This window comes from Stenotrophomonas sp. 86156_Sma, assembly GCF_056481625.1.
Map to the genome: position 1 here is coordinate 4,404,483 of NZ_CM151157.1, position 25,273 is coordinate 4,429,755.

24 protein-coding genes are annotated in these 25,273 nt (G+C 65.9%); 8 read left to right on the top strand and 16 right to left on the bottom strand.

What is annotated here, in order from left to right; all coding sequences use genetic code 11:
* Positions 1–105 precede the first annotated feature (105 nt).
* Both ACZK33_RS20375 and ACZK33_RS20380 read left to right on the top strand, forming a co-directional pair.
* The gene (locus tag ACZK33_RS20375; RefSeq protein WP_329810263.1) at positions 106–1,452 is read left to right on the top strand and encodes a sigma-54-dependent transcriptional regulator; all 1,347 of its coding nucleotides are present in this window, start codon (positions 106–108) and stop codon (positions 1,450–1,452) included.
* On the top strand, positions 1,449–2,801 hold the full coding sequence (locus ACZK33_RS20380; RefSeq protein WP_049399192.1) for a sensor histidine kinase: 1,353 nt from the start codon (positions 1,449–1,451) through the stop codon (positions 2,799–2,801). Before ACZK33_RS20375 ends, ACZK33_RS20380 begins: the two co-directional genes overlap by 4 nt.
* Before the next feature lie 47 nt (positions 2,802–2,848).
* Here the strand turns inward: ACZK33_RS20380 and ACZK33_RS20385 are convergent, their stop codons facing one another.
* Both ACZK33_RS20385 and glmU read right to left on the bottom strand, forming a co-directional pair.
* Complete coding sequence (locus ACZK33_RS20385) at positions 2,849–3,382, bottom strand: GNAT family N-acetyltransferase (RefSeq protein ID WP_423175070.1); 534 nt, start codon at positions 3,380–3,382, stop codon at positions 2,849–2,851.
* Complete coding sequence (gene glmU, locus ACZK33_RS20390) at positions 3,351–4,718, bottom strand: bifunctional UDP-N-acetylglucosamine diphosphorylase/glucosamine-1-phosphate N-acetyltransferase GlmU (RefSeq protein WP_125893390.1); 1,368 nt, start codon at positions 4,716–4,718, stop codon at positions 3,351–3,353. Before glmU ends, ACZK33_RS20385 begins: the two co-directional genes overlap by 32 nt.
* Positions 4,719–4,801: 83 nt before the next feature.
* Between glmU and ACZK33_RS20395 the strand changes: the two genes are divergently transcribed.
* Positions 4,802–5,185 (top strand): GtrA family protein, encoded by a 384-nt coding sequence (locus ACZK33_RS20395; protein WP_164080126.1) that lies wholly within the window; start codon positions 4,802–4,804, stop codon positions 5,183–5,185.
* A gap of 199 nt (positions 5,186–5,384) precedes the next feature.
* Here the strand turns inward: ACZK33_RS20395 and ACZK33_RS20400 are convergent, their stop codons facing one another.
* The 9 genes from ACZK33_RS20400 to ACZK33_RS20440 all read right to left on the bottom strand — a co-directional run bounded on the left by ACZK33_RS20400 (position 5,385) and on the right by ACZK33_RS20440 (position 12,601).
* Positions 5,385–5,807 (bottom strand): F0F1 ATP synthase subunit epsilon, encoded by a 423-nt coding sequence (locus tag ACZK33_RS20400; protein WP_005419509.1) that lies wholly within the window; start codon positions 5,805–5,807, stop codon positions 5,385–5,387.
* Positions 5,808–5,920: 113 nt separating this feature from the next.
* The gene (gene atpD, locus ACZK33_RS20405; protein WP_005411128.1) at positions 5,921–7,327 is read right to left on the bottom strand and encodes a F0F1 ATP synthase subunit beta; all 1,407 of its coding nucleotides are present in this window, start codon (positions 7,325–7,327) and stop codon (positions 5,921–5,923) included.
* Between the two features lie 37 nt (positions 7,328–7,364).
* Positions 7,365–8,228, bottom strand: coding sequence for a F0F1 ATP synthase subunit gamma (gene atpG, locus ACZK33_RS20410; protein WP_005411129.1), 864 nt, complete (start codon positions 8,226–8,228; stop codon positions 7,365–7,367).
* Between the two features lie 97 nt (positions 8,229–8,325).
* Positions 8,326–9,873: a F0F1 ATP synthase subunit alpha gene (gene atpA / locus ACZK33_RS20415; protein ID WP_005411130.1), complete on the bottom strand. Its 1,548-nt coding sequence runs from the start codon at positions 9,871–9,873 to the stop codon at positions 8,326–8,328.
* A 44-nt stretch (positions 9,874–9,917) separates the two neighbouring features.
* Positions 9,918–10,445 carry a F0F1 ATP synthase subunit delta gene (locus tag ACZK33_RS20420; protein ID WP_005411131.1) on the bottom strand — a complete coding sequence of 176 codons (528 nt, stop codon included), beginning with the start codon at positions 10,443–10,445 and terminating at the stop codon, positions 9,918–9,920.
* A gap of 2 nt (positions 10,446–10,447) precedes the next feature.
* Positions 10,448–10,918 (bottom strand): F0F1 ATP synthase subunit B, encoded by a 471-nt coding sequence (locus ACZK33_RS20425; protein ID WP_005419512.1) that lies wholly within the window; start codon positions 10,916–10,918, stop codon positions 10,448–10,450.
* A gap of 106 nt (positions 10,919–11,024) precedes the next feature.
* Positions 11,025–11,330 (bottom strand): F0F1 ATP synthase subunit C, encoded by a 306-nt coding sequence (gene atpE, locus ACZK33_RS20430; protein ID WP_005411133.1) that lies wholly within the window; start codon positions 11,328–11,330, stop codon positions 11,025–11,027.
* A gap of 73 nt (positions 11,331–11,403) precedes the next feature.
* Positions 11,404–12,204 (bottom strand): F0F1 ATP synthase subunit A, encoded by an 801-nt coding sequence (atpB, locus tag ACZK33_RS20435; protein ID WP_010481316.1) that lies wholly within the window; start codon positions 12,202–12,204, stop codon positions 11,404–11,406.
* Between the two features lie 31 nt (positions 12,205–12,235).
* Positions 12,236–12,601, bottom strand: a complete 366-nt coding sequence (locus ACZK33_RS20440) for a hypothetical protein (RefSeq protein ID WP_006394654.1) — start codon at positions 12,599–12,601, stop codon at positions 12,236–12,238.
* 459 nt (positions 12,602–13,060) lie between these two features.
* Between ACZK33_RS20440 and ACZK33_RS20445 the strand changes: the two genes are divergently transcribed.
* Positions 13,061–13,879 carry a hypothetical protein gene (locus tag ACZK33_RS20445; RefSeq protein ID WP_010481314.1) on the top strand — a complete coding sequence of 273 codons (819 nt, stop codon included), beginning with the start codon at positions 13,061–13,063 and terminating at the stop codon, positions 13,877–13,879.
* A gap of 351 nt (positions 13,880–14,230) precedes the next feature.
* Here the strand turns inward: ACZK33_RS20445 and lpdA are convergent, their stop codons facing one another.
* The 3 genes from lpdA to ACZK33_RS20460 form a co-directional block, all read right to left on the bottom strand.
* Positions 14,231–16,039, bottom strand: coding sequence for a dihydrolipoyl dehydrogenase (gene lpdA, locus ACZK33_RS20450; protein ID WP_423175071.1), 1,809 nt, complete (start codon positions 16,037–16,039; stop codon positions 14,231–14,233).
* Between the two features lie 107 nt (positions 16,040–16,146).
* The gene (aceF, locus tag ACZK33_RS20455) at positions 16,147–17,859 is read right to left on the bottom strand and encodes a dihydrolipoyllysine-residue acetyltransferase (protein ID WP_423175072.1); all 1,713 of its coding nucleotides are present in this window, start codon (positions 17,857–17,859) and stop codon (positions 16,147–16,149) included.
* A gap of 167 nt (positions 17,860–18,026) precedes the next feature.
* Positions 18,027–18,542, bottom strand: a complete 516-nt coding sequence (locus tag ACZK33_RS20460; protein ID WP_423175073.1) for a DNA-deoxyinosine glycosylase — start codon at positions 18,540–18,542, stop codon at positions 18,027–18,029.
* A gap of 186 nt (positions 18,543–18,728) precedes the next feature.
* Between ACZK33_RS20460 and ACZK33_RS20465 the strand changes: the two genes are divergently transcribed.
* The 3 genes from ACZK33_RS20465 (at position 18,729) to glpK (ending at position 22,596) form a co-directional block, all read left to right on the top strand.
* The gene (locus ACZK33_RS20465) at positions 18,729–19,364 is read left to right on the top strand and encodes an OmpW/AlkL family protein (RefSeq protein ID WP_032129052.1); all 636 of its coding nucleotides are present in this window, start codon (positions 18,729–18,731) and stop codon (positions 19,362–19,364) included.
* A 174-nt stretch (positions 19,365–19,538) separates the two neighbouring features.
* Positions 19,539–21,017, top strand: a complete 1,479-nt coding sequence (gene glpD / locus ACZK33_RS20470) for a glycerol-3-phosphate dehydrogenase (protein WP_423175074.1) — start codon at positions 19,539–19,541, stop codon at positions 21,015–21,017.
* 79 nt (positions 21,018–21,096) lie between these two features.
* The gene (gene glpK / locus ACZK33_RS20475) at positions 21,097–22,596 is read left to right on the top strand and encodes a glycerol kinase GlpK (protein ID WP_132810822.1); all 1,500 of its coding nucleotides are present in this window, start codon (positions 21,097–21,099) and stop codon (positions 22,594–22,596) included.
* Positions 22,597–22,691: 95 nt separating this feature from the next.
* Here glpK and ACZK33_RS20480 read toward each other — a convergent pair whose 3' ends face one another.
* Positions 22,692–23,486: a MetQ/NlpA family ABC transporter substrate-binding protein gene (locus tag ACZK33_RS20480; RefSeq protein WP_032129055.1), complete on the bottom strand. Its 795-nt coding sequence runs from the start codon at positions 23,484–23,486 to the stop codon at positions 22,692–22,694.
* 26 nt (positions 23,487–23,512) lie between these two features.
* Positions 23,513–24,484 carry a helix-turn-helix transcriptional regulator gene (locus ACZK33_RS20485; protein WP_010481302.1) on the bottom strand — a complete coding sequence of 324 codons (972 nt, stop codon included), beginning with the start codon at positions 24,482–24,484 and terminating at the stop codon, positions 23,513–23,515.
* A gap of 81 nt (positions 24,485–24,565) precedes the next feature.
* Between ACZK33_RS20485 and ACZK33_RS20490 the strand changes: the two genes are divergently transcribed.
* On the top strand, positions 24,566–25,168 hold the full coding sequence (locus ACZK33_RS20490) for a LolA-like protein (protein ID WP_329810266.1): 603 nt from the start codon (positions 24,566–24,568) through the stop codon (positions 25,166–25,168).
* The last annotated feature ends 105 nt before the right edge of the window (positions 25,169–25,273 follow it).

Genomic DNA, 25,273 nt, shown 5'->3' on the forward strand with positions numbered 1-25,273 from the left:
CAGCCACGGGTTTGGCTATGCTTGATGGGTGGCGCCGGGCTCTCCCGGTGCGTGGACACGAACGGCTCCAACGGCGCCGCCCATCCCTTTCTGCAGAACCGCTTGATGCCTGCGATCCTGATCATCGACGACAACGCCAGCGTGGGTACCGCGCTGGACGTGCTGTTCTCCCTGCACGACATCGACACCCTGCAGGCGCAGAGCCCGTCCGAAGGGCTGGCCCTGCTGGAGTCGCAGCCGGTCGACCTGGTGATCCAGGACATGAACTTCAGCGAGGACACCACCTCCGGCGAAGAAGGCGAGGCCCTGTTCGCGCAGATCCGCGCGCGCCATCCCGATCTGCCGGTGATCCTGCTGACCGCCTGGACCCACCTCAGCAGCGCGGTGGATCTGGTCAAGGCCGGTGCGGCCGACTACCTGGCCAAGCCCTGGGACGACCGCAAGCTGATGACCACGGTCAACAACCTGCTGGAACTGTCCGAGGCGCGCCGCGAACTGGACCGGCGCCGCAGCCGTGAACTGCGCCAGCGCAATGCGCTGGAAGAGAAGTATGACCTGTGCGGCGCGGTCTTCGCCGACCCCGCCAGCGAGCGCGTCATCGCCCTCGCCTGCCAGGTCGCACGCTCGGAACTGCCGGTACTGATCACCGGCGCGAACGGTGCCGGCAAGGAGAAGATCGCGCAGATCATCCAGGCCAATTCCCTGGTGGCCAAGGGTCCATTCGTGGCGGTCAACTGTGGCGCGCTGCCTTCGGAACTGATCGAGGCCGAACTGTTCGGTGCCGAGGCCGGTGCGTATACCGGCGCCAACAAGGCGCGCGAAGGCAAGTTCGAGGCCGCCGATGGTGGCACCCTGTTCCTGGATGAGATCGGCAACCTGTCGCTGGGCGGGCAGATGAAGCTGCTGCGTGTGCTGGAAACCGGCCGCTTCGAGCGCCTGGGCTCCAACCGCGAACGCCAGGTCAAGGTCCGCGTGGTCAGCGCGACCAATGCCGACCTGCCGGCGATGATCCGCGACGGCACCTTCCGCGAAGACCTCTATTACCGCCTCAACACGGTGGAACTGGTGCTGCCGCCGCTGGCCGATCGCCCGGGCGACATCGTGCCGCTGGCCGAGCGCTTCCTGACCGCTGGCAAACCCCTGTCCAGCGCCGCCACCGCCGCCCTGCAGCGGCACCCGTGGCCAGGCAACGTGCGCGAACTGCGCAACGTGATCCAGCGCGCCGAACTGCTGGCCACCGGCAACCGCATTGAAGTGGCCGATCTCAATCTGCCGCGCGCAGCCGCCGCACCGCGCCCGGCCCCCAGGGCGGGCAATGACCCTGACCGCGCGCGCATCGAAGAGGTACTGGCGCGCAACCATGGCGTCATCGCCCAGGCCGCCGCCGAACTCGGCCTGAGCCGCCAGGCGCTGTACCGGCGCATGGACCGCCACGGTATCCCGCGAGAATGAAACGGCGCTCGTTCACTTTCCGCCTGTTCCTGCGCCTGCTGCCGGTGCTGGCGCTGGCCGCCGCGTTGCCGTGGCTGCTGGCCTACTGGATGGACCATGGCTGGGTGGTGACCACGGTGTCGGCGTTGATCCTGCTGTCGCTGATGTGGTGGACCCTGCGTCGCGCTACCGCCCCGGTGCGGTCACTGATGCGGGCCCTGGCGGGCACCACCAGCAGCTATCGCGACGGCGAATACAACTTCGGCGTGCACTGGCCCGGCAATGACGAGCTCGGCGACCTGGTGCAGGCACACCGCGAACTGGGCGATGTGCTGCGTGCACAGCGGCAGGGCCTGGTGCAACGCGAACTTCTGCTGGACACGATGGTGCAGAACACGCCGGTTGCGATGCTGCTGATCGCCTCGGGCGGTGATGGCATCGCCCGCGTGGTGTTCTCCAATCTGGCTGCGCGCAAGCTGCTGCATGGCGGCTGGAAGCTGGAAGGCCAGCGCCTGGAGGACGTGCTGGAACAGGTGCCGGTGGAGCTGCGCGATGCCATCGCCCGCGGTGGCGACAGCCTGTTCGCGGTGCATGCCGAGGGCGAGGACGGCGATGAGGACGACGAGCAGGTGTACCACCTCTCGCGCCGCGCCTTCCAGCTCAACGGCCGACCGCATGACCTGCTGCTGGTGCGCCTGCTGACCGCCGAGCTGCGGCGCCAGGAAGTGCAGACCTGGAAGAAGGTGATCCGGGTGATCAGCCACGAGCTCAACAACTCGCTGGCGCCGATCGCATCGCTCGCCCATTCCGGCGGTGTGCTGGTGCAGCGTGAGCGCTTTGACCGGCTGCCGGAGATCTTCACCACCATCGAGGATCGCGCACGCCACCTGGAAGGCTTCATCCGCGGCTATGCGCGCTTTGCCAAGCTGCCGCAACCGCAGTTGCAGACCGTGCACTGGGCCCCCTTCCTGTCCAGCCTGCGCCAGCAGATCCCATTCGGCATGGAACGTGAGCCGGACGAGGAACTGAGCAGCCGCATCGACATCGCCCAGTTCGGGCAGGCACTGCTGAACCTGTTGAAGAACGCGCACGAAGCCTGCGCCGAAGCAGAACCGCCCAACGACGACGTACAGGTGCAACTCACGCGGCTGCCGCAGTGGCTGCGCCTGGACGTACTGGATCGCGGCAAGGGCATGAACGAGCAGGTGCTGCAGAATGCGCTGATGCCGTTCTATTCGACCAAGCGCAATGGCACCGGGCTGGGCTTGGCCTTGACCCGCGAGATCGTGGAAGCGCATGGCGGCCGGGTATCACTGCAGAATCGCGGCGATGGCGGGTTGTGCGTGTCGATCCTGTTGCCGGTGGGTTGAGTGGGTAGGTCCACGCCATGCGCGGATGTGCCGACCAAGCTCGGCACCTACCAAACCTGCCGCATCGCCACCCGCAGGTGCATCGGGAATCCGAGCGCAGCCTCTTCGGCCATCACCGCGCGCAGGCCATCGTCCCACTGCGCCTCGGGCACTACGTCGAATCCTTCGCTGGCATAGAAGGCCGCATTCCACGGCACATCGGACAGCGTGGTCAGCACCGCGGCCGCGTAGCCTCCCACCCTCGCCTGCGCCAAGGCATGGCGCAGCAAAGCGCGGCCGTAGCCACGCCGCGCGTGTGCGGGATCCACGTCCATCTGCAGCACATGGAATTCACCGCAGAGTTCGCCGGCCAGCAGGTAACCCGCGATACCACCGTCAGCCGCATCCACCACCCACAACTGGCCACGTTGAAGGCCATCCTGCAGCGTCGGCAGGTCCAGACCATGCCCGGCAAACACCGGGTAGGCCTGGTGACCCTTCAGCAGTTCACCGGCACGTTGTTCAATTGCCGGCAGCATGCCGAGTTCGTCGGCATGCGGGATGCGTGGCTCAGGACTTCTTGAGCGGGCGCTTCCAGCCATCGATGGTTTCCTGTCGTGCACGTGCCAGTGTCAGCTTGCCATCCGGAGCGTCGCGGGTGATGACCGAACCGGCGGCAATCGTCGCACTGTCGCCAATGGTCACCGGCGCTACCAGCGAACTGTTGGAACCAATGAAGGCGTTGTCGCCGATGGTGGTGGTCGACTTGTTCACGCCGTCGTAGTTGCAGGTGATGGTGCCGGCACCGATGTTTACCTTGCTGCCGATCACCGCATCGCCCAGGTAGGTCAGATGGTTGGCCTTGCTGCCAACACCGAGGGTGACCTTCTTGGTCTCGACGAAGTTGCCCACGTGCACGCCGTCGGCGAGCACGGTCCCCGGACGCAGCCGCGCGAACGGCCCCACCAGTGCTGCGCCTTCGGTGACCACGCCTTCAAGATCACAATGCGCGCGCACTTCGGTGCCCGGGCCAAGATTGACGTCCTTCAGCCGGTTGAAGGGGCCCACGGTGACGCCGTCGCCGAGCACGATGTGGCCTTCCAGAACGACGTCGACATCGATCAGCACATCGCTGCCCACGGTGACGGTGCCACGGATATCCAGTCGTGCCGGGTCACGCACGCGCGCGCCCTGCGCGCACAGGGCCCGTACCGCGCGGCGCTGCCAGGCACGCTCCAGCTGCGACAGCTGCCAGGGATCGTTTGCCCCTTCGGCTTCCTGCGCATCGGCCACCAGTGCCATTTCGGCCGGGGTGTACTCGTGCGCGGCAAAGGCGAACACGTCGGTCAGGTAGTACTCGCCCTGCGCGTTGCTGTTGGACAACTGCGACAGCCAGCGCCGCAGCGCGGTCGACTCGGCGGCAATGATGCCGGTATTGATCGTGCGCACACGCAGCTGGTCGTCGGTAGCGTCCTTCTGCTCGACAATGGAGCCCACCTTGCCTTCGGCATCGCGCAGCACGCGGCCGTAGCCGGTCGGGTCATCGACATCGGCGACCAGCACCGCCAGGCGACCCGGCTGCGCCAGCAGGTCGCGCAGGGTCTGCGCGCGGATCAGCGGCACGTCGCCGTACAGCACCAGCACCTGCGCGGCGTCGGGCACCTGCGGCATCGCCTGGGCCACCGCATGGCCGGTGCCCAGCTGCTGCGCCTGTTCAGCCCATTGCAGGTCGGGCTGGTCGGCGAAGTACTGGCGCACCGCTTCACCACCATGGCCGTAGACCACGTGGATCGCCGAGGGCTGCAGTTCACGGGCCGCATCGATCACATGCGCCAGCATCGGCTGGCCGGCGATCGGCTGCAGCACCTTCGGCAGCACCGACTTCATGCGCTTGCCCGCGCCAGCGGCGAGGATGATGACGTGCAGGGGTTGGGTCATGGAAACGGCAGTCCGTGGTTCGTTGCCGATGATTCTAGAGCGTGGGCCGTTAACATGTGCATCCCACCTCCTTCACCGCACTGATGGGCCTCGTCCGCCAGGGAAGCACCTATCTCATCATCGGGCTCGTGCAGCTGCTGCTCGACTGGCTGGTGTTCGTCGCCGCGACCGCGCTGGGCCTGCCGGTGGTGCCTGCCAACATTGCCGGTCGCCTGGCCGGGATGCTGCTGGGCTTCTGGCTCAACGGCCGTTACACCTTTGCCAACGCAGGTGACGCGCGCCTTGGCTGGCGTCGATTTTCACGCTTCTTCGGGCTGTGGCTGCTGCTGACCGCGACAAGCACGTTGCTGGTGAGCCTGGTCGACCACGCGCTGGGCCTGCAGTACACCTGGCTCGCCAAGCCGCTGGTGGAAGGCGGGCTGGCGTGCGTTTCCTTCCTGCTGATGCGCTACGTGGTCTACCGCTGATACGGCGCTGGGATCGGGATCGGGATCGGGATCGGGATCGGGATCGGTAGAGTCGACTGTTGGTCGACTGCTCTTCCATCAGACTGCGGAAATCCCGCGCTGCGCGCGATAGTCGACTCCACCCAGCCGACACTCTACCCCGCACAAACAAAAACGCCGGCACAGGGCCGGCGTTCTCGTGGATGCAGCGCGAGAAACCTCAGTGCTTGAGGTTCTTGCGCAGGCGCTCCAGCGCCTGCAGCTGGACGACGGCTTCGGCCAGCTTCTGCTGGGCTTCAGCCACTTCCATCGCCTCGCCGCGGTTGGCCAGGATGCGCTCGGCTTCTTCCTTGGCCTTGCGGACCGAGGCTTCGTCGATGTCCTGCGCGCGGATCGCGGTGTCGGCCAGCACGGTCACCACCTGCGGCTGCACTTCCAGGATGCCGCCGGAAATGGCGAAATCCAGCTGCTCGCCGTTCGGCGTGGTCACCACCACCTTGCCCGGCTTCAGGCGGGTGATCAGCGGCGCGTGCTTGGGCGCGATGCCCAGTTCGCCCAGCTCACCGGTGGCCACGACCAGGGTCGCTTCGCCACGGAAGATTTCCTGCTCGGCGCTGACGATGTCGCAACGGATCGTGCTCATGCAAATCTCTTCGCTGTTCGCGGCGGCGCAATGCCACCGTGGGAGTCCACCGGCGCGGGCGGTTGCCCGGCGCCGGCGTCAGGTCGGGCAGGATCGCTCCCGCCCGTCCCGGATCAGGCCTTCTCGGCCATCTTCTTGGCCTTCTCGACCGCTTCTTCGATGCCGCCGACCATGTAGAACGCCTGCTCCGGCAGGTGGTCGTACTCGCCATCGACGATGGCCTTGAAGCCACGGATGGTGTCCTTCAGCGGCACGTACTTGCCCGGCGAACCGGTGAACACTTCGGCCACGTGGAACGGCTGGCTGAAGAAGCGCTCGATCTTACGGGCGCGCGACACGGCCTGCTTGTCCTCTTCGGACAGCTCGTCCATGCCCAGGATCGCGATGATGTCCTTCAGTTCCTTGTACTTCTGCAGGGTCTGCTGGACGCGCTGGGCGGTGTCGTAGTGCTCGTGGCCGATGACCAGCGGGTCCATCTGGCGGCTGGTGGAGTCCAGCGGATCGACGGCGGGGTAGATACCCAGCGAGGCGATCGAACGCGACAGGGTCACGGTCGAGTCCAGGTGGGCGAAGGTGGTTGCCGGCGACGGGTCGGTCAGGTCGTCCGCGGGAACGTAGACGGCCTGGATCGAGGTGATCGAACCGTTCTTGGTCGAGGTGATGCGCTCCTGCAGGACGCCCATTTCCTCGGCCAGGGTCGGCTGGTAACCCACGGCGGACGGCATGCGGCCCAGCAGTGCCGACACTTCGGTACCGGCCAGGGTGTAGCGGTAGATGTTGTCGACGAACAGCAGGACGTCCTTGCCCTTGCCGTTTTCGTCCTTCTCGTCGCGGAAGTACTCGGCCATGGTCAGGCCGGTCAGGGCGACGCGCAGACGGTTGCCCGGCGGCTCGTTCATCTGGCCGTACACCATCGCCACCTTGTCGAGGACGTTGGAGTCCTTCATTTCGTGGTAGAAGTCGTTGCCCTCACGGGTACGCTCACCCACGCCGGCGAACACGGACAGACCGCTGTGCGCCTTGGCGATGTTGTTGATCAGCTCCATCATGTTGACGGTCTTGCCGACGCCGGCGCCGCCGAACAGGCCGACCTTGCCGCCCTTGGCGAACGGGCACATCAGGTCGATGACCTTGATGCCGGTTTCCAGCAGTTCGGTGGCCGGGGACTGGTCTTCGTACGACGGGGCCGCACGGTGGATTTCCCAGCTGTCGCTGGCGGCCACCGGGCCGGCTTCGTCGATCGGACGGCCGAGCACGTCCATGATGCGGCCCAGGGTGCCAGCGCCGACCGGCACCGAGATGCCACGGCCGGTGTTGACGGCAACCAGGTTGCGCTTCAGGCCGTCGGTGGAACCGAGGGCGATGGTACGCACCACGCCGTCGCCCAGCTGCTGCTGGACTTCGAGGGTGATCTCGGTGTTTTCCACCTTCAGTGCGTCGTACACCTTCGGCACCGATTCACGCGGGAATTCGACGTCGACGACCGCGCCGATGATCTGAACGATCTTGCCCTGACTCATTGCTGCATCCTCTAATGTGTGCTTTGAACGAACGCGGTCAGACTGCTGCCGCGCCGCCGACGATTTCGGAGATTTCCTGGGTGATCGCTGCCTGGCGCGCCTTGTTGTAGACGAGCTGCAGGGTGCCGATCAGCTTGTTGGCGTTGTCGCTCGCCGCCTTCATCGCAACCATGCGTGCCGCATGCTCGGAGGCGACGTTTTCCAGCAGTGCCTGGTACACCAGCGACTCGATGTAACGCGTCATCACGTGCTCGAGCACGGTCGCGGCATCGGGTTCGTACAGGTAGTCCCAGTCGTGGTGAGCGACCTGCTTCTCAGCCGGCGGCAGCGGCAGCAGCTGATCGAAGCTGGCCTTCTGCACCATGGTGTTCACGAAGCGGTTGTAGACCAGGTACACGCGGTCGATCTTGCCTTCGGTGAAGGCGTCGAGCATGACCTTGATCACACCGATCAGCGATTCCAGCTTCGGCACGTCGCCGATGTGGGTCACGCTGCCGACCATGTTGACCTTCACGCGGCGGAAGAAGGTCGAAGCCTTCTGGCCGATGGTCACCAGGTCCACTTCCGCACCCTTGTCCTGCCATGCCTTGGCTTCGCCCAGCATCTTGCGGAACAGGTTGTTGTTCAGGCCGCCGGCCAGGCCGCGATCGGAGGAGATCACGATGAAGCCGACCCGCTTGACCTGCTCACGCTCGACCAGGAACGGATGCTGGTAGTCGGTGCTGGCCTGGGCCAGGTGACCGATCACCTGCTTCATCGCCTGCGCGTACGGACGCGAGGTCTTCATCCGATCCTGCGCCTTGCGGATCTTGGAGGCCGAGACCATTTCCAGGGCGCGCGTCACCTTGCGGGTGTTCTGCACGCTCTTGATCTTGGTTTTGATTTCGCGTCCGCTTGCCATCTCTTGTTTCCCGTGGCGCGGGGCTGCTGCCCCGCGTTGTTCAACCGTTTGTCATCTGGTCCAGCGGAGCCAGAGGCTCCGCTCTACAGGACCGCGATTACCAGCTGCCGGTGGTCTTGAACTCGGCGATGCCCTTCTTGAAGGCACCTTCGATGTCGTTGTCCCAACCGCCGGTGGCGTTGACCTTGCTGACCAGCTCGCCCTGGGTGTTGGCGAAGTGGGCGTGCAGGCCTTCTTCGAACGCAAGCAGCTTGTTGACCGGCACGTCGTCGAGGTAACCCTCGTTGACGGCGTAGATCGACAGCGCCTGGTTGGCGATCGACATCGGCGCGTACTGCTTCTGCTTCATCAGTTCGGTGACGCGCTGGCCACGCTCCAGCTGCTTGCGGGTGGCTTCGTCCAGGTCCGAGGCGAACTGCGCGAACGCAGCCAGCTCGCGGTACTGGGCCAGCGAGATACGGATGCCGCCCGACAGCTTCTTGATGATCTTGGTCTGGGCCGAGCCACCGACGCGCGACACCGAAATACCGGCGTTCACGGCCGGGCGGATGCCGGCGTTGAACAGGTCGGTTTCCAGGAAGATCTGGCCGTCGGTGATCGAGATCACGTTGGTCGGAACGAAGGCGGACACGTCGCCGGCCTGGGTTTCGATGATCGGCAGCGCGGTCAGCGAACCGGTCTTGCCGGTGACCTTGCCTTCGGTGAACTTCTCGACGTATTCCTCGGACACGCGGGCAGCGCGCTCGAGCAGACGGGAGTGCAGGTAGAACACGTCACCCGGGTAGGCTTCACGGCCCGGCGGGCGCTTCAGCAACAGCGAGATCTGGCGGTAGGCGACGGCCTGCTTGGACAGATCGTCGTACACGATCAGCGCGTCTTCGCCGCGGTCCATGAAGTACTCACCCATGGTGCAGCCCGAGTAGGCGCTGATGTACTGCATGGCAGCCGATTCGGAAGCAGTCGCGGCCACCACGATGGTGTGGGCCAGCGCGCCGTTCTCTTCCAGCTTGCGCACGATGTTGGCGATGGTCGAAGCCTTCTGGCCGATCGCAACGTACACGCACTTGATGCCGGTGCCCTTCTGGTTGATCACGGCATCGATCGCCATCGCGGTCTTGCCGGTCTGGCGGTCACCGATGATCAGCTCGCGCTGGCCACGGCCGATCGGGATCATCGAGTCGACCGACTTGTAGCCGGTCTGCACCGGCTGGTCGACCGACTTGCGCCAGATCACGCCCGGCGCAACACGCTCCACCGGAGCGGTCAGGTCGGTGCCCAGCGGGCCCTTGCCGTCGATCGGCTCGCCCAGCGCGTTCACGACGCGGCCCAGCAGTTCCGGACCGACCGGCACTTCCAGGATGCGGCCGGTGGTCTTGGCGACGTCGCCTTCGCGCAGGTGCTCGTAGTCACCCAGCACCACGGCGCCGACCGAGTCGCGCTCCAGGTTCAGGGCGAGGGCGAAGGTGTTGTTCGGCAGTTCGATCATTTCGCCCTGCATCACGTCGGCCAGACCGAAGATGCGCACGATGCCGTCGGACACGCTGGTCACGGTGCCTTCGTTGCGCGATTCCGCGGCCAGCTTGACCTTCTCGATGCGGTTCTTGATCAGTTCGCTGATTTCGGAGGGGTTGAGCGTGGTTGCCATCGTCAAGTCCTAGTGCCGGCAGCGGGGCCGGACGTTAAATGAATTCAGTTAGCGAGCGCGGTCTGCAGACGGGCCAGCTTGCCCTTCAGCGAACCATCGATGACCACGTCGCCGGCGTCGATCACGGCGCCGCCGATCAGCGAGGCATCGACCGCGGTGGTCACGTCGACCTCGCGGTTGAAGCGCTTGCGCAGCGCGACCTTGATCGCGTCCAGCTCACCGGCCGACAGTTCGGCGGCCGAAGTGACGGTGGCCTTGACCACGTGCTCGGCTTCGGCGCGCAGGGCGTCGAACATGCCGGAAATCTCCGGCAGCAGCGGCAGACGATGCGATTCGGCCAGGATGGCCAGGAAGCGCGAGTAGGTCTCGCCGTGGGACACCGGCGCCAGCAGGGCGACGGCGTCGTCACGACCCAGCTCCGGGTTGGCGAGCAGGGCCGCCACGCGCGGATCGGCGGCGACGTGGGCGGAGAACGCCAGGGCGTCCGACCACGGCGCGAACGCGCCTTCGTCGCGCGCGGTCGCGAACGCGGCGCGGGCGTACGGGCGGGCAAGCGTGAGGGCCTGGCTCATCCTTAGATCTCCGAGGCCAGCTCGTCGAGCAGCGCCTTGTGGGCGTTGGCGTCGATTTCGCGCTTGAGCAGCTTTTCGGCACCGGTCACGGCCAGCGCAGACACCTGCTTGCGCAGATCTTCACGGGCACGGTTGGCGGCGGCGTCGATTTCAGCCTGGGCCAGTTCCTTCTGACGGGTGGCTTCGGTGATCGCTTCGTTACGGGCAGCATCAACGATCTGGTTGGCACGTGCGTGGGCCTGATCGATGATCTCGTTGGCCTTGGTACGTGCTTCCTTCAGCGCTTCGTTGACCTTCTCCTGCGCCTGGGCCAGATCTTTCTGGCTGCGGTCGGCAGCAGCGAGGCCTTCAGCAATCTTCTGCTGGCGCTCTTCGATCGCGTTCATCAGCGGCGGCCAGATCTTGGTCGCGATGATCCAGATCAGACCAGCGAAGGCCAGCGCCTGCGCAAGAAGGGTGAAATTGATATTCATGGTTAGCTCGATCGCTGGTTTCGGGGTGGACGCGCCGCCGTAGCGGCGCATCCGGCCTTCATCCGAAACCGGGTGCATCAGCACCCGGTCGTCTCAAACCGCTGTATCAGCCGGCCAGAGCCTTGGTGACGGCGCCAGCGAAGGCAGCCGACAGCGGGTTGGCGAAGGCCAGCAGCAGGCCGACGGCGACCGAGATGATGAACGCGGCGTCGATCAGGCCGGCGGTGATGAACATGCGGACCTGCAGGACCGGGATCAGTTCCGGCTGGCGGGCGGCCGACTCCAGGAACTTACCAGCCATGATGGCCAGACCCAGACCGGCGCCCAGCGCGGCCAGGCCGATCATGATGCCGACGGCAAGGGCGGTGGAGCTCTGAATCTGCGCGAAGTTGGTCAGGACGGCGAAGTACATGGTTATCTCCAGGAACTTAAGTTGCTAAGGGTGATGAAACGGATGAAGGTTGAAACGCGTTGAAGCTTGAAACTCAGTGAGCGTCTTCCGACAGGCTCAGGTACACGATCGACAGCATCATGAAGATGAAGGCCTGCAGCGGGATCACCAGCAGGTGGAACAGCATCCAGCCGAGGCCGAACACACCACCGGCAATGGCACCGAAGAAACCGGCACCACCCAGCACCCAGATCAGCAGGAACACGATTTCGCCGCCGAACATGTTGCCGAACAGTCGCATCGCCAGCGAGATCGGCTTGCTCAGCCACTCGACGATGTTGAGGATCAGGTTGAACGGCATCATCCACTTGCCGAACGGCGCCGTCAGGAATTCCTTGATGAAGCCGCCCAGGCCCTTGGACTTGAGCGCGAAGAACAGCATCAGGAAGAACACGCTGATGGCCATGCCCAGGGTGGCATTGACGTCAGCGGTCGGGACCGGCTTCCAGTAGTGCACGCCCACCCATTCCAGCGGCTTGGCGATGAAATCGGCCGGGATCATCTTCAGCAGATTCATCAACAGGATCCAGAAGAAGATCGTGATGGCGATCGGCGTGACCAGCTTGCTCTTGCCGTGGTAGGTGTCCTTGGCCTGGCGGTCGACGAACTCCAGGCAGATCTCGACGAAGGCCTGCCACTTGCCCGGCACGCCGGCGGTGGCCTTGCGGGTGCCCAGCCAGAACGCGACAACGATCACCAGGCCCATCAGGACCGCGGTGAGGAAGGTATCGACGTGGATATGCCAGAACATACCCTCACCCTTGCCGACCGGCGCGGTCAGGTTGTGCAGGTGATGCTGGATGTAGCTGGTAGGGGTTAGAGCCTCGCCCGCCATGTGTCCGGAACCTTCAGTTAATTGAATTCTGTCAACGCCTGGCCATCGCCAGGACCTGGAACATCAAGCCGACGGCGATACCGGCCAACAGCGCCAATGCAGGCAGCTTGAAGACCAGGAACCCCACCAGCAGGACGCCGAAAACCACCACCCACTTGGCCACGATCGCAATGATCAGGCGAGCCATCGCCGATCCTGCGGCCAGTGCCCCACCGCCCAGTGCCATCCGTGCCGCCACCCAGCCACCGGCCGAAATGGCCACACCGGACGCCAGCGCGCCGAGGGCATATTTCGGACCTACCAGCAGGAAGGCCAGGGCCAGGACAGCCACTGCGGCCAGCGGGTAGACCGCGGCGCGCAGCATCAGTCGCCGACCCGCATCAACGGAGTTCAGCACAGGACGTCCCGCGTGGTTGCAAGTGGAGGGCTGAGGCGACTACAGCAGGGGGGCCTCATCGAGCCGCCAAATTATAGCAATGGGACAATTTGCGAGACAACCGCTCCCTGTTCATCCCGGGAGGCCGCAAGTTGCGGTAACGGTTACATTTTTGCGTGCCACCCAGGGGACAATGACGTCCGTATGATGTTGCAGCGCAGCATTGAACTTTGGTCGCAGGCCGCGGAACTTTCGCCGAATGCGCCGGTCCGATCTTTCGACCTGCCTGCAGCAACCTCGTCGACGCTCCGCCCCGCAGGTCCCACGATGGCCCCGAAGCCCGGCTCCGGGGCCATCTTTTTGCATCGTCGCGACAGCGCTGAACCGTGCACACTTCGTGGACCATACGTTCACGGATGGTGGACGGGCCTGTCCGGCACAGTGGTCTTCATTCTGATGAACCACTGCAAGGACTCTTCGATGCGCCCCGTACCCACCCTGCTCGCCCTCTCCCTGCTCGCCGCCGGCGCTTCGTTCGCCACTGCCGCCCACGCCGCTGAAGGCGACGACCGCTTCGCCCTGCGCCTGGGTGCGATGAACATCGACTCGGACAACACCCTTCGCGGCAAGACCAACGTCGCCGGCCAGGACATCGGCTTCTCCGAAGACTTCAAGCTGGGTGGCAAGGAATGGGAGCCGCGCATCGACGGCATGTTCCGCATCAGCAACCGCCAGCGCCTGCTGTTCAACTACTTCAAGTACGACAAGGACCGCCGCGAGACCCTCGGCCAGGACATCTCCTTCGGTGACGTCAACGTGCCGTCCGGCAGCTTCGTCAAGGGCGAACTGAAGTACCAGGTCGCCAGCCTGGTCTATGACTACTCGGTGGTCGACACCGATACCTTCGACCTCGGCCTGCAGCTGGGTGCCGAGTACGCCAAGGTCAGCACCAAGGCCTACGCCGATCTGGGCACCGTCTACGAAGGCCAGTTCCTCAATGAGAAGACCGACGGCGTGGCGCCGGTGGTCGGTGCGCGCCTGAGCTTCACCCCGTCGGAAAAGTGGATGATCACGCTGCAGGGCCAGTACCTCAACACGCGCTGGGGCAGCTTCGATGACTACAAGGGCGACCTGAGCCGCGCCAACGCCATCGTGGATTACCGCTTCACGAAGAACTTCGGTGTGTTCGCTGGCTACGACTGGTTCAAGCTCGACGCGGACAAGAAGGGCAGCGACGGCACCATCGGCCTGAAGCAGGAATTCAAGGGCCCGGTGGCCGGCGTCAGCTTCGTGTTCTGATCCCCCGCCCCTTCCACGGCACTCTCTCTCCTGGCGCGGCCTCCGGAACATCGGGGCCGCGCTTTTTTGTACTGTTTTTCCCTGCGTGCAGGAGCAAGAGCAGCTGGGTCGAGCGCTTGAGGGAGAGGGGGCTGGGTGCGAATGTCCCCCGGCGCTGGCCTGCGGCCGACGCCTCCTCCTTTACTTCGCACCCAGCCCCCTCTCCCTCCGCGTGTCAGGCGTCCAGGCGGCCTAGGCGGTGGCTCTCGACTGTCCCCGCGCAGCGGCCCCACCGCTCGCAAAAATCCGGAGCGGAGAAACAAAAAACCCCAGCAGATGCCGGGGCTTCTCGTTCGCGAAGGCGCGGGCGCCTTACTTCTTCTTCGGCATGTACAGATCGGTGATCGTGCCGTCGTAGATTTCCGAGGCCATCGCCACCGATTCGCTCAGCGTCGGGTGCGCGTGGATGGTGTGGCCGATGTCTTCAGCTTCGGCACCCATCTCGATGGCCAGGCCGATCTCGGCCAGCAGGTCACCGGCATGCACACCAACGATGGCACCACCGATGATGCGATGGGTCTCTTCGTCGAAGATCAGCTTGGTGAAGCCCTCGGTGCGGCCGATGCCGATCGCGCGGCCACTGGCGGCCCACGGGAACTTGGCCACGCCGACCTTCAGGCCCTTGGCCTTGGCTTCGGTTTCGGTCACGCCGACCCAGGCGATTTCCGGGTTGGTGTAAGCCACCGACGGAATCACGCGGGCCACCCACTCCTTCTTGTGGCCAGCAGCCACTTCGGCAGCCAGCTTGCCCTCGTGCGTGGCCTTATGGGCCAGCATCGGGTTGCCGACGATGTCGCCGATGGCAAAGATGTGCGGCACGTTGGTGCGCATCTGGCGGTCGACCGGAATGAAGCCGCGGTCGGTGACCTGCACGCCGGCCTTCTCGGCATCGATCTTCTTGCCGTTCGGCGAGCGGCCCACGGCCACCAGCACGCGGTCGAAGGTGCCCTGCGCCAGCGCAGGCGACTGGCCTTCCTCGGCGGCGTCGAAGGTCACGGTGATGCCCTTGGCATCGGCGGTGACGCCCGAAGCCTTGGTCTTCAGGTGGACTTCGATGCCCTGCTTCTTCAGGCGGTCGGCCAGCGGCTTGACCAGGTCCTTGTCGGCGCCCGGCATCAGCTGGTCCATGAACTCGACCACGGTGACCTTGCTGCCCAGCGCGCCATACACGGTGGCCATTTCCAGGCCGATGATGCCGCCGCCGACGACCAGCAGCGAGCCCGGCACTTCGGCCAGCTCCAGCGCGTCGGTGGAGTCCATCACGCGCTTGTCGTCCCACGGGAAGTTCGGCAGCTTCACCGCCTGCGAACCGGCGGCGATGATGCACTTCTGGAAGCGCAGCAGCTGGGTGCTGCCGTCAGCGGCAGTGATTTCCAGCTCGTTGGCCGAGACAAACTTGCCGACGCCCTGCACGCTGCGGACCTTGCGCTGCTTGGCCATGCCGGCCAGGCCCTTGGTCAGCTGGCTGACGACCTTTTCCTTGTACTGGCGCAGCTTGTCCAGGGTGATGGTCGGCTTGCCGAATTCGACGCCGAAGTCACCGGCATGGGCCACTTCGTCGATGACCGCTGCGGCGTGCAGCAGCGCCTTGGACGGAATGCAGCCCACGTTGAGGCAGACGCCGCCGAGGCTGGCGTAGCGCTCGACCAGCACCGTATCCAGGCCGACGTCGGCAGCGCGGAAAGCGGCGGTGTAGCCGCCCGGGCCGGAGCCCAGCACGACCATTTCGCATTCGATGTCGGCTGGCTTGCCGCTGGACAGCGCCGGCTTCGGCGCAGCCGGTTCAGCCGGGGCGCGGTGCGACGGGGTCACCGGCGGCTTGCTGGCCGGGGCGGCCGCTGCCGGGGCCGGCGCGGCGGCCTTGGCCGGGGCTTCGGCGGCACCTTCGGCGTCCAGCACCACGACCACGGCACCTTCAGACAGGGTGTCGCCGAGCTTGACCTTGATTTCCTTGACCACGCCGGCAGCCGAGGACGGCACTTCCAGGGTGGCCTTGTCCGATTCCAGGGTCACCAGACCCTGATCCTTCTTCACCGTGTCGCCGACGGCGACCAACACTTCGATCACCGGCACATCGCTGTAATCGCCGATGTCGGGAACCTTGACTTCAATCGTGGCCATGGTGGGTTTTCCTCGTGCCCGCGCGGCGGTGCCGGCGGGCTGTCACTGCATCTGTTCACGCGGCCGCGCCAGGGGCGGCGGCCGCACGGTGGGGGCGAAGCGGTGCCTTACAGCAGCACGCGGCGCATGTCGGCCAGTACCTGCGACAGGTACGTGGTGAAGCGTGCGGCCAGGGCGCCATCGATGACACGGTGGTCGTAGCTCAGCGACAGCGGCAGCATCAGCTTCGGTGCGAATTCCTTGCCGTTCCAGACCGGCTGGATGGACGACTTGGAGACGCCGAGGATGGCCACTTCCGGTGCATTGACGATCGGGGTGAACGCGGTGCCGCCGATGCCGCCCAGCGAGCTGATCGAGAAGCAGCCGCCGCTCATGTCGGCCGGGCCGAGCTTGCCGTCGCGTGCCTTCTTGGCCAGTTCGCCGGTTTCCTGCGCGATCTGCACCACGCCCTTCTTGTCCACGTCGCGGATCACCGGCACGACCAGGCCGTTCGGCGTGTCGGCGGCGAAGCCGATGTGGAAGTACTTCTTCAGGGTCAGGTTTTCACCGCTGGCATCGAGCGAGGCGTTGAACTCCGGGAACTTCTTCAGCGCCGCGGCGCTGGCCTTGATCAGGAAGGCGAGCATGGTCAGCTTGATGCCGGCCTTCTCGTTTTCCTTGTTCAGCGCCACGCGCAGGCCTTCCAGGTCGGTAATGTCGGCCTGTTCGAACTGGGTGACGTGCGGGATCATGGCCCAGTTGCGGGCCAGGTTCGCACCCGAGATCTTCTTGATGCGCGACAGCGGCTGGACTTCGGTCTCGCCGAACTTGCTGAAGTCGACCTTCGGCCACGGCAGCAGGTTCAGGCCACCACCGGCAGCGACAGCAGCACCGCCGGCAGCCGGCACGCCACCGCTGAGTGCGGCCTTGACGAACTTCTGCACGTCACCCTTGGTGATGCGGCCACCCTTCTCGGTGCCGTTGATCTGCAGCAGGTCCACGCCCAGTTCGCGGGCGAACACACGCACCGCCGGGGTGGCATACGGCACCTTGGCCGGCAGCACGCCATCGGCGTTGAACTGCACCGGCGGGCTGGACGGGGTACCGGCCGAGGCGATCTCGCGGGCCGCCAGCTTGTCCGGCTGCGCCGGCACAGCGACCGGCTCGACCTTGGTGGCGGTCTCGGCAGCAGCCGGAGCGGCAGCAGCGGCTGCCTTGGTCGGCGCCGGCGCGGCAGCGCCCTCGGCCTCGATGATGGCGACCACATTGCCCTGCGACAGAGTGTCGCCGACCTTGACCTTCAGTTCCTTGACCACGCCAACCACCGACGACGGCACTTCCATGGTGGCCTTGTCGCTTTCCAGCGTGACCAGGCCCTGGTCCTTCTTGACCGTGTCGCCGACGGCGACCAGCACTTCGATGACCGGAATACCGGAATAGTCGCCGATATCCGGCACCAGCGCTTCAACCGCACCACCGCTGGCAGACGGAGCGGCCGGCGCAGCTGCGGCCGGGGCCGGCGCGCTCTGGGTGGCGGCAGCCGGGGCAGCGGCCTTGGCCGGTGCCGGGGCGGCAGCGGCCGGCTTGGCAGCCTCGCCTTCAGCCACTTCGATCAGCGCCACGACCTTGCCCTCGGACAGGGTGTCACCGACCTTGACCTTGATCTCCTTGACCACGCCGGCCACGGCCGACGGCACTTCCATGGTCGCCTTGTCGCTTTCCAGCGTCACCAGGCCCTGGTCCTTCTTGACCGTGTCGCCGACGGCGACAAGCACCTCGATTACCGGGATATCGCTGTAGTCACCGATATCGGGGACAAGTGCTTCCTTGATTTCGGCCATGGGGATAACTCCGGCAATCTGGTGTAGGGAAACGTCTATTGTGCGGCCAGCGGGGGCCAGCGCCAACCGTTACAGGTGTTTTCAGTACTCACGCAGCCGGGACACGCTGTTGCTCATGGGTTGCGGCCGCGACCAGTCGGTAGCGTATTGTCCGGACGATGTCCGCTTCATGTCGCCAGTGCGTCGGCTACCGGCTGCCAGGCCTGGCGCAGCCGCGGCAGCGACCAGGCCGCGTTGGCCGGGCTGGTGGACGGCAGCGCCAGCAGCCTTGGCTGCGCCTCCAGGCCGGGCAGCACCCAACGCTGGAATGCCTTCAGCGATGCCGCACCGTTGCAGCCGATCAGCTCCAGCTCAGGAAGCGAAGCGATCAATGCCGGCAGCGCATTGGGTACTTCCGTGCCACGCACGATGTCGGCATCCAGGCTGCCACGCCGCTCGCACTGACCGATCACATCCCACAGACCCACACCGGCTACCTGCAGTGCGCGCAGCCGTTGCGGGTACGCCAGGGCCACATCGAAGCCACAGATATCGGCCAGCACAGGCCAGAAGCGATTGCGCGGATGCGCGTAGTAGCGCTGCTCCTGCAATGACGCAACGCCGGGCATCGAGCCCAGCAGCAGCACCCTGCATTCCATGTTCACCTGCGCTTGCAGGCCGATGCACACCGTTGCTTCGCTCACATCGTCTCCAACTGCATGAATGTCGCCGAAGGCTGAAAAGCCCATGAAAACAGGCTTTTCGCTCCAGTCGCTGAACAAGGGAAACTATTTTTTAACGTGCGTCGGATTCGATTCATGTTGGGGCGACTACGGTGTGCTCGCCCCGCAACCGGGGGCCCAAAACAAGAAACATTAGGAGATACCCCCATGCGCTCCATCCGTATCCTGAGTCTCGCCCTGCTGACCTCCGCCGCCTTCGCGCCGGCCGCTTTCGCCCAGGACAGCAGCAGCACCGACACCGCTTCGGGCAAGCATTTTGCCGTTGTTGGCGGCATCTCGCTGCTGGAACCGAAGAACGACCCGATCACCGGCGTCAAGAAGACCGATGGTGGCCCGGCGCCGACCGTCAGCTTCAGCTACTACATCAACGACAACTGGGCCGTTGAACTGTGGGGCGCTGCCGACAAGTTCGACAACAAGTTCAAGGGCCCGAACAACGCCCGCCTGGGCTCGGTCGAGCAGCAGCCGATCGCGCTGAGCGGCCAGTACCACTTCGGCCAGGCTGACAACGTGTTCCGTCCGTTCGTGGGCGTGGGCTACTACCAGTCGAGCTTCAGCAACGAGAAGCTGGGCAACGGCGCTGACACCGACATCCGCTTCAAGGATGCCAAGGGCGTGATCGGCACCGTCGGCGTGGACATGAACATCAACTCCACCTGGTTCGCCCGTGCTGACGCCCGCTACATGCGCGCCCGCCCGGACGTGAAGGTTGGCGGCGAGAAGATCGGCGAAGCCAAGATGGATCCGTGGACCGTCGGCTTCGGCATCGGCGCCCGCTTCTGATCCAGGCTGCACCTGCTTCACTGATGCAACGCGACGGGCCCTTCGGGGCCCGTCGTCGTTTCCGTCACCCGCGTTCTGTAGAGTCGAGCTTGCTCGACTGCCTTTCGTAGAGTCGAGCCATGCTCGACTTTTGCAAGAGCAGTCGACTCTACACACACAGGATGCGGAGGCGCGATGCACGACGTCGACCTGCTGGTGATCGGTGGCGGTATCAACGGTGCCGGCATCGCCCGTGATGCCAGCGGCCGCGGTCTGCGCGTGCTGCTGTGCGAGCAGCACGACCTCGCTGCGCATACCTCCAGCGCCAGCAGCAAGCTGATCCACGGTGGCCTGCGCTACCTGGAACAGCGCGAGTTCGGTCTGGTACGCAAGGCCTTGGGCGAACGCGAGGTGGTACGCCGGCAGGCACCGTACCTGGTCCGCCCGCTGCGTTTCGTGCTGCCGTGGGAACCGCACCTGCGCCCACGCTGGATGCTGCGCGTGGGACTGTGGCTGTACGACCACCTGGGCCCACGCAGCCCGGCATTTCCCGCCTCGCGCGCCCTGGACCTTCAGCATGATCCGCTCGGCCCCTGGCTCTCCCCGGATCTGCGGCAGGCCTTCAGCTACGCCGACGCGCAGGTCGATGACGCGCGTCTGGTACTGCTCAATGCCCTGGATGCTGCCTCGCGTGGCGCACAGGTACATGTGCGCAGCCGCTGCATCGAGCTGCGCCCTGTGCAGGGCCGTTGGCTGGCCGTGCTGGAATCCGCCGATGGCCAGCAGCATGTGACCGCGCGCGCCGTCGCCAATGCGGCTGGCCCATGGGCCGGTGGCCTGCTGGAGCAGATGGAGGCCCGCAGCGGCGGCCCCGCGCTGCGGCTGGTACAGGGCAGCCACATCGTGCTGCGCCGCCCCTGGCCTGATGACAGTGCCTGCCTGCTGCAGCAGCCCGATGGCCGCGTGGTGTTCCTGCTGCCGTTCGCCCACGAGCATCTGCTAGTCGGCACCACCGACACCGACTACCGTGGTGACCCGGCGCGCTGCAGCGTGCTGCCTTCCGAGGTGAGCTACCTGTGCGCGGCCGCCAACCGCTATCTGCGTGAGCCGATCACTCCGGAAGACGTGGTCTGGCAGTTCGCAGGTGTGCGGCCACTGCTGGCCGACCCGGACCCGCGTGCGGCAACGCTGAGCCGCGACTACCGCCTTCAGCTGCAGTCCAACCCGGCGCCGGCGCTGCATGTGCTGGGCGGCAAGCTGACCACCTACCGGGTGCTGGCCGAGGAAGCGCTGAACCTGCTGCGCCCTGCCCTGCCACAGATGGGACCGGCCTGGACGGCAGGCGGAGACCCGCTGCCGGGCAGCGACTGGGGTGACGCCACACAGGCGCGCTCCCGCCTGCAGGCGCTGGCACCGTGGTTGCCCGTGGAGATCGCACGGCGTTGGGCCGAAGCCTACGGCAGCCGCAGCGCCGCCTTTCTGCAGGGTGCACGGGGCATGGACGATCTTGGAGAGGACTTCGGCGGCGGCCTGCATGCGCGGGAAGTGGCTTTCCTGCGCGACCACGAATGGGCCTGGGACGCCGAGGACGTGCTGTGGCGGCGAAGCAAGCTGGGGTTGCGGCTGGATGCTGCGCAGGTGGCGCGGCTGCAGGCGTGGATCGATAGACGGTAGAGTCGAGCTTGCTCGACTGACATGAAAAGCAGTCGAGCAAGCTCGACTCTACCAACACCATCGCTACCGGAGACGCTGCATGACGCCCCGCTACGTGCTGGCCATCGACCAGGGCACCACCAGTTCGCGCGCGATCCTGTTCGACCGCGCCGGCGACATCGTCGGCAGCGCGCAGCGCGAATTCGCGCAGATCTTCCCGCAGCCGGGTTGGGTCGAGCATGACCCGCGCGAGATTCTCACCAGCGTCTATGCCACGCTGACCGAACTGCTCAGCCGCGGGCAGATCGACCCGCGCCACATCGCCGCACTGGGCATCACCAACCAGCGTGAAACCACCGTGGTCTGGGACCGTGCCACCGGACAGCCGATCCACAACGCCATCGTCTGGCAGTCGCGGCAGAGCCACGCCATCTGCGAGCGGCTGAAGTCCGAAGGGCATGAGGCGCTGATCCGCGAGCGCACCGGCCTGCTGATCGATGCCTATTTCTCCGCCACCAAGGTGCGCTGGATCCTCGACCACGTGGAGGGCGCGCAACAGCGTGCCGAGCGTGGCGAGCTGCTGTTCGGCACCATCGACAGCTGGCTGGTCTGGAACCTCAGTGGTGGCCAGGCGCATGTGACCGACTACAGCAACGCGGCGCGCACGCTGCTGTTCAACATCCACACGCTGGACTGGGATGACGACCTGCTGGCGCTGCTGGACATCCCGCGCGCGATGCTGCCGCAGGTGCGCGATTCCAGCGCGGTGTACGCGCATACCCGGCCGCAGTTCTTCTTCGATCACCCGATCCCGATCGCCGGCATCGCCGGTGACCAGCAGGCGGCCCTGTTCGGCCAGGCCTGCTTCCAGCCGGGCATGGTCAAGAACACCTATGGCACCGGCTGCTTCATGCTGATGCACACCGGCGCGCAGGCGGTGCGTTCGCGCAATGGACTGCTGACCACCATCGCCTGGGGCCTGGACGGGCGCGTGGAATATGCGCTGGAAGGCTCGATCTTCATCGCCGGCTCGGTGGTGCAGTGGCTGCGCGATGGGTTGCGCATGATCGAACGCGCCAGCGACAGCCAGGCGCTGGCCGCGCAGGTGCCCGACAGCGGCGGTGCTTACCTGGTACCAGCATTCGTCGGCCTCGGTGCGCCCTATTGGCGCAGTGATGTGCGCGGCGCGATGTTCGGCCTGACCCGTGGCACCCGCAAGGCGCACTTCGTGCGTGCCGCGCTGGAGGCGATGGCCTACCAGACCCGCGACGTGCTCGATGCGATGCAGTCCGATGCCGGCATCGCGCTGACCGAGCTGCGCGCCGATGGCGGTGCGATCGGCAATGACTTCCTGGCCGGATTCCAGGCCGACATCCTTGGCGTGCCACTGCTGCGGCCGCGGCTGACCGAAACCACCGCACTGGGCGCGGCCTACCTGGCCGGGCTGGCGGTGGGGTTCTGGTCCAGCCGCGAACAGATCGCCGCGCAATGGGGCCTGGACCGGCGCTTCGAGCCACAGATGGAGGTGGCGCGGCGCGAGAAACTGTATGCGGGATGGCAGCAGGCCGTGGCGGCCACCCTCGCCTTCCACGTCGACTGACGGTAGTGCCGGCCGCTGGCCGGCAACCCTATGATGTTTGGGGGCGCCTGGAGATTGCCGGCCAGCGGCCGGCACTACCACATGGCCAGCGGCCGTCAGAACGCCGGCAGCACCGCGCCCTTGTACTTGGTCTCGATGAAGGCCTTCACCTGCGGGCTGGTCAGGGCCTTGGCCAGCTTCTGCACGCGGGCGTCGTCCTTGTTGTCCGGGCGTGCGACCAGGAAGTTCACGTACGGCGAGTCCTTGCTCTCGATCGCCAGTGCATCCTTGGTCGGATTGAGGCCAGCATCCAGTGCGTAGTTGGTGTTGATCAGGGCCAGGTCGACCTGGTCGAGCACGCGCGGCAGCATCGCCGAGTCCAGCTCGCGGAACTTCAGGTTCTTCGGGTTTGCAGTGATGTCGCGCTGGGTCGACAGCGCGTTGGTCGGATCCTTCAGCTCGATCACACCGGCCTTGTGCAGCAGGATCAGTGCACGGCTGTTGTTGCTCGGGTCGTTCGGGATCACCACGTCGGCACCTTCGCGCAGCTCGGCCAGCGACTTGATCTTGCGCGAGTACGCACCGAACGGCTCGATGTGCACGCCGATCACCTTCACCAGATCGGTCTTGCGATCGCGGTTGTAGGCATCCAGATACGGCTCGGTCTGGAAGTAGTTGGCGTCCACCTGCTTCTGCACCAGCTGGTCGTTGGGCTGCACGTAGTCGTTGAACACGCGCACGTCCAGGTCCACGCCTTCCTGCTTGAGGATGGGCTTGACCACTTCAAGGATCTCGGCATGCGGCACGGCCGTGGCGGCCACCACCAGCTTCTGCGAGGGCTCGCCGGACTTGCCGCAGGCGGTCAGGGCCAGCGCAGCGGCGAGCAGGGGCAGCAACAGGGTCTTCTTCATGGGCGGAAGGGTTCTCGGGGGGAGTGTCAGGAGTTGTCGTAGTTGCTCAGGGCGAGCTCAAGCAGCGCCTTGGCCTGCTCGCGCAGCATCACCGGTTCGACGATCTCGGCATCCGAGCCGTAGTGCAGCACGTCCATCAGCAGCTCGCGCGAGACGCTGTACGGCACCTTCAGTTCATAGCGGCCATCGGCCAGGAAGCGGCCCTGCTGCTTGGAATGCCAGTGCTCGTCGGCCACCCAGCGCGCGGCCTTGGCGCTGAACAGGATGGTCGCCCAGCCCTTCGGCGCACCGGAGAAGATGCCGTAGCTGGCCCCGAGCTGCTCGTCCAGCTCGCTGTCGGCCACGTCGCGGGCGGTGCTGTCGATCACCCGCGCCTTGTGGATGCGATCCACGGCAAAGCTGCGCAGCGCCTCGCGGTCATGGTCCCAGGCATCCAGGTACCAGTTGTCGCGATAGTGGGTCAGGCGCTGCGGCGAAACGGTGCGCTTGGTCGGCTCGTCGGTGGAACGGGCGCGGTACTCGAACGCCAGCTGGCGGCGCTCCAGCACCGCCGAAGCCACGCTGCGGAAGCTGCCTTCATCGAACTTGCGGCCACGGTGCGGAATCACCCGCACCCGGTCCACCGGCCAGCTGGAAACGCCAGCCTGGGCCGCCAGCAGGCTCTCGATGCGCTGCTGCAGCGGTGCCAGCACCGAGGACAGCACGCCGCCTCCGGTCCGCGCCAGCAGGTGCTGCGAGGCCAGCAGGGCGTGCAGTTCCTCCGAACTCAGCCACAGGCCGGGCAGCTCGAAGCGGTCGCTCTCGTCGGCCTGGTAACGGAAGCCGGCTTCGCCGTCGCCCTCGATCGGTGCCATCAGCGCATCGCGCAGGAAGGCCAGATCGCGGTAGACGGTGGCACGGGAGCAACCGAGCTTGTCCTGCAGGGTCGCCACCGTCACCGGATAGCGTGCGGACTTGAGCAGACGATGCAGGGCGGTGATGCGTTCGTATCGGTCCATACCCCCGATTATGTCCGAGTCGCGGGTCTTGTGTGGGACGTTTGGGCTATCGTGGTCGCCCCCACCCCTCTGGAACACCCGATGCGCCGGTTGCCTGCCCTGTCCCTGCTGGCCTGCCTGCTGCTGGCCGCCTGTGATCGCGCGCCCGCGCCGGCCAGCACCGAAGCGCCCGTGCCTGCGGCGGATCCGGCGCAGGCGGTGCTGGGCGCCAGCCAGCGCTTCTCGGCCCTGCGCAGCTTCCACGCCGAACTGGAGGTGCTGGGCGCGCCGCAGCCGGTGCGCAGCGCCATGGACTTCGTCGCCCCCGACCGCTTCCGGGTGCAGACCCCGGCCGGTCCGCAGACGATCATCGGCGACACCATGTTCCTGCAGGCCGACGACGCGATCCGGCAGGTGCCGACCCCGCCGGGCCTGCTCGAGCAATGGCGCAACCCGCTGCCGGCCGATGCCCCGCCCGCCGATCTGCAGGCCGAAGACCTGGGCAGCCAGTCGCTGGACGGGGTCGAGACGCGTCACTACCGCCTGCGTGGCGCGCAGCCCGGCGAACGCCTGGAGTACTGGGTGGACGCGCAGGGCCTGCCGCGGCAGATCGTACGCAGCGGCAGCAGCAATGGCCGCAGCTTCCAGCTGCGCCTGCGCTATTCGCGCTTCAACGACCCGGCATTGCGCGTCGATCTGCCCTGAATAGGCGATCGCGGCAACGTCTGCTGAAGAAACCGTTTGGATCGATTCGGACCGCCATCACGCTTCCAGTATCATCACCGGCTGTCAACCGCTTCGGAGAAGCCC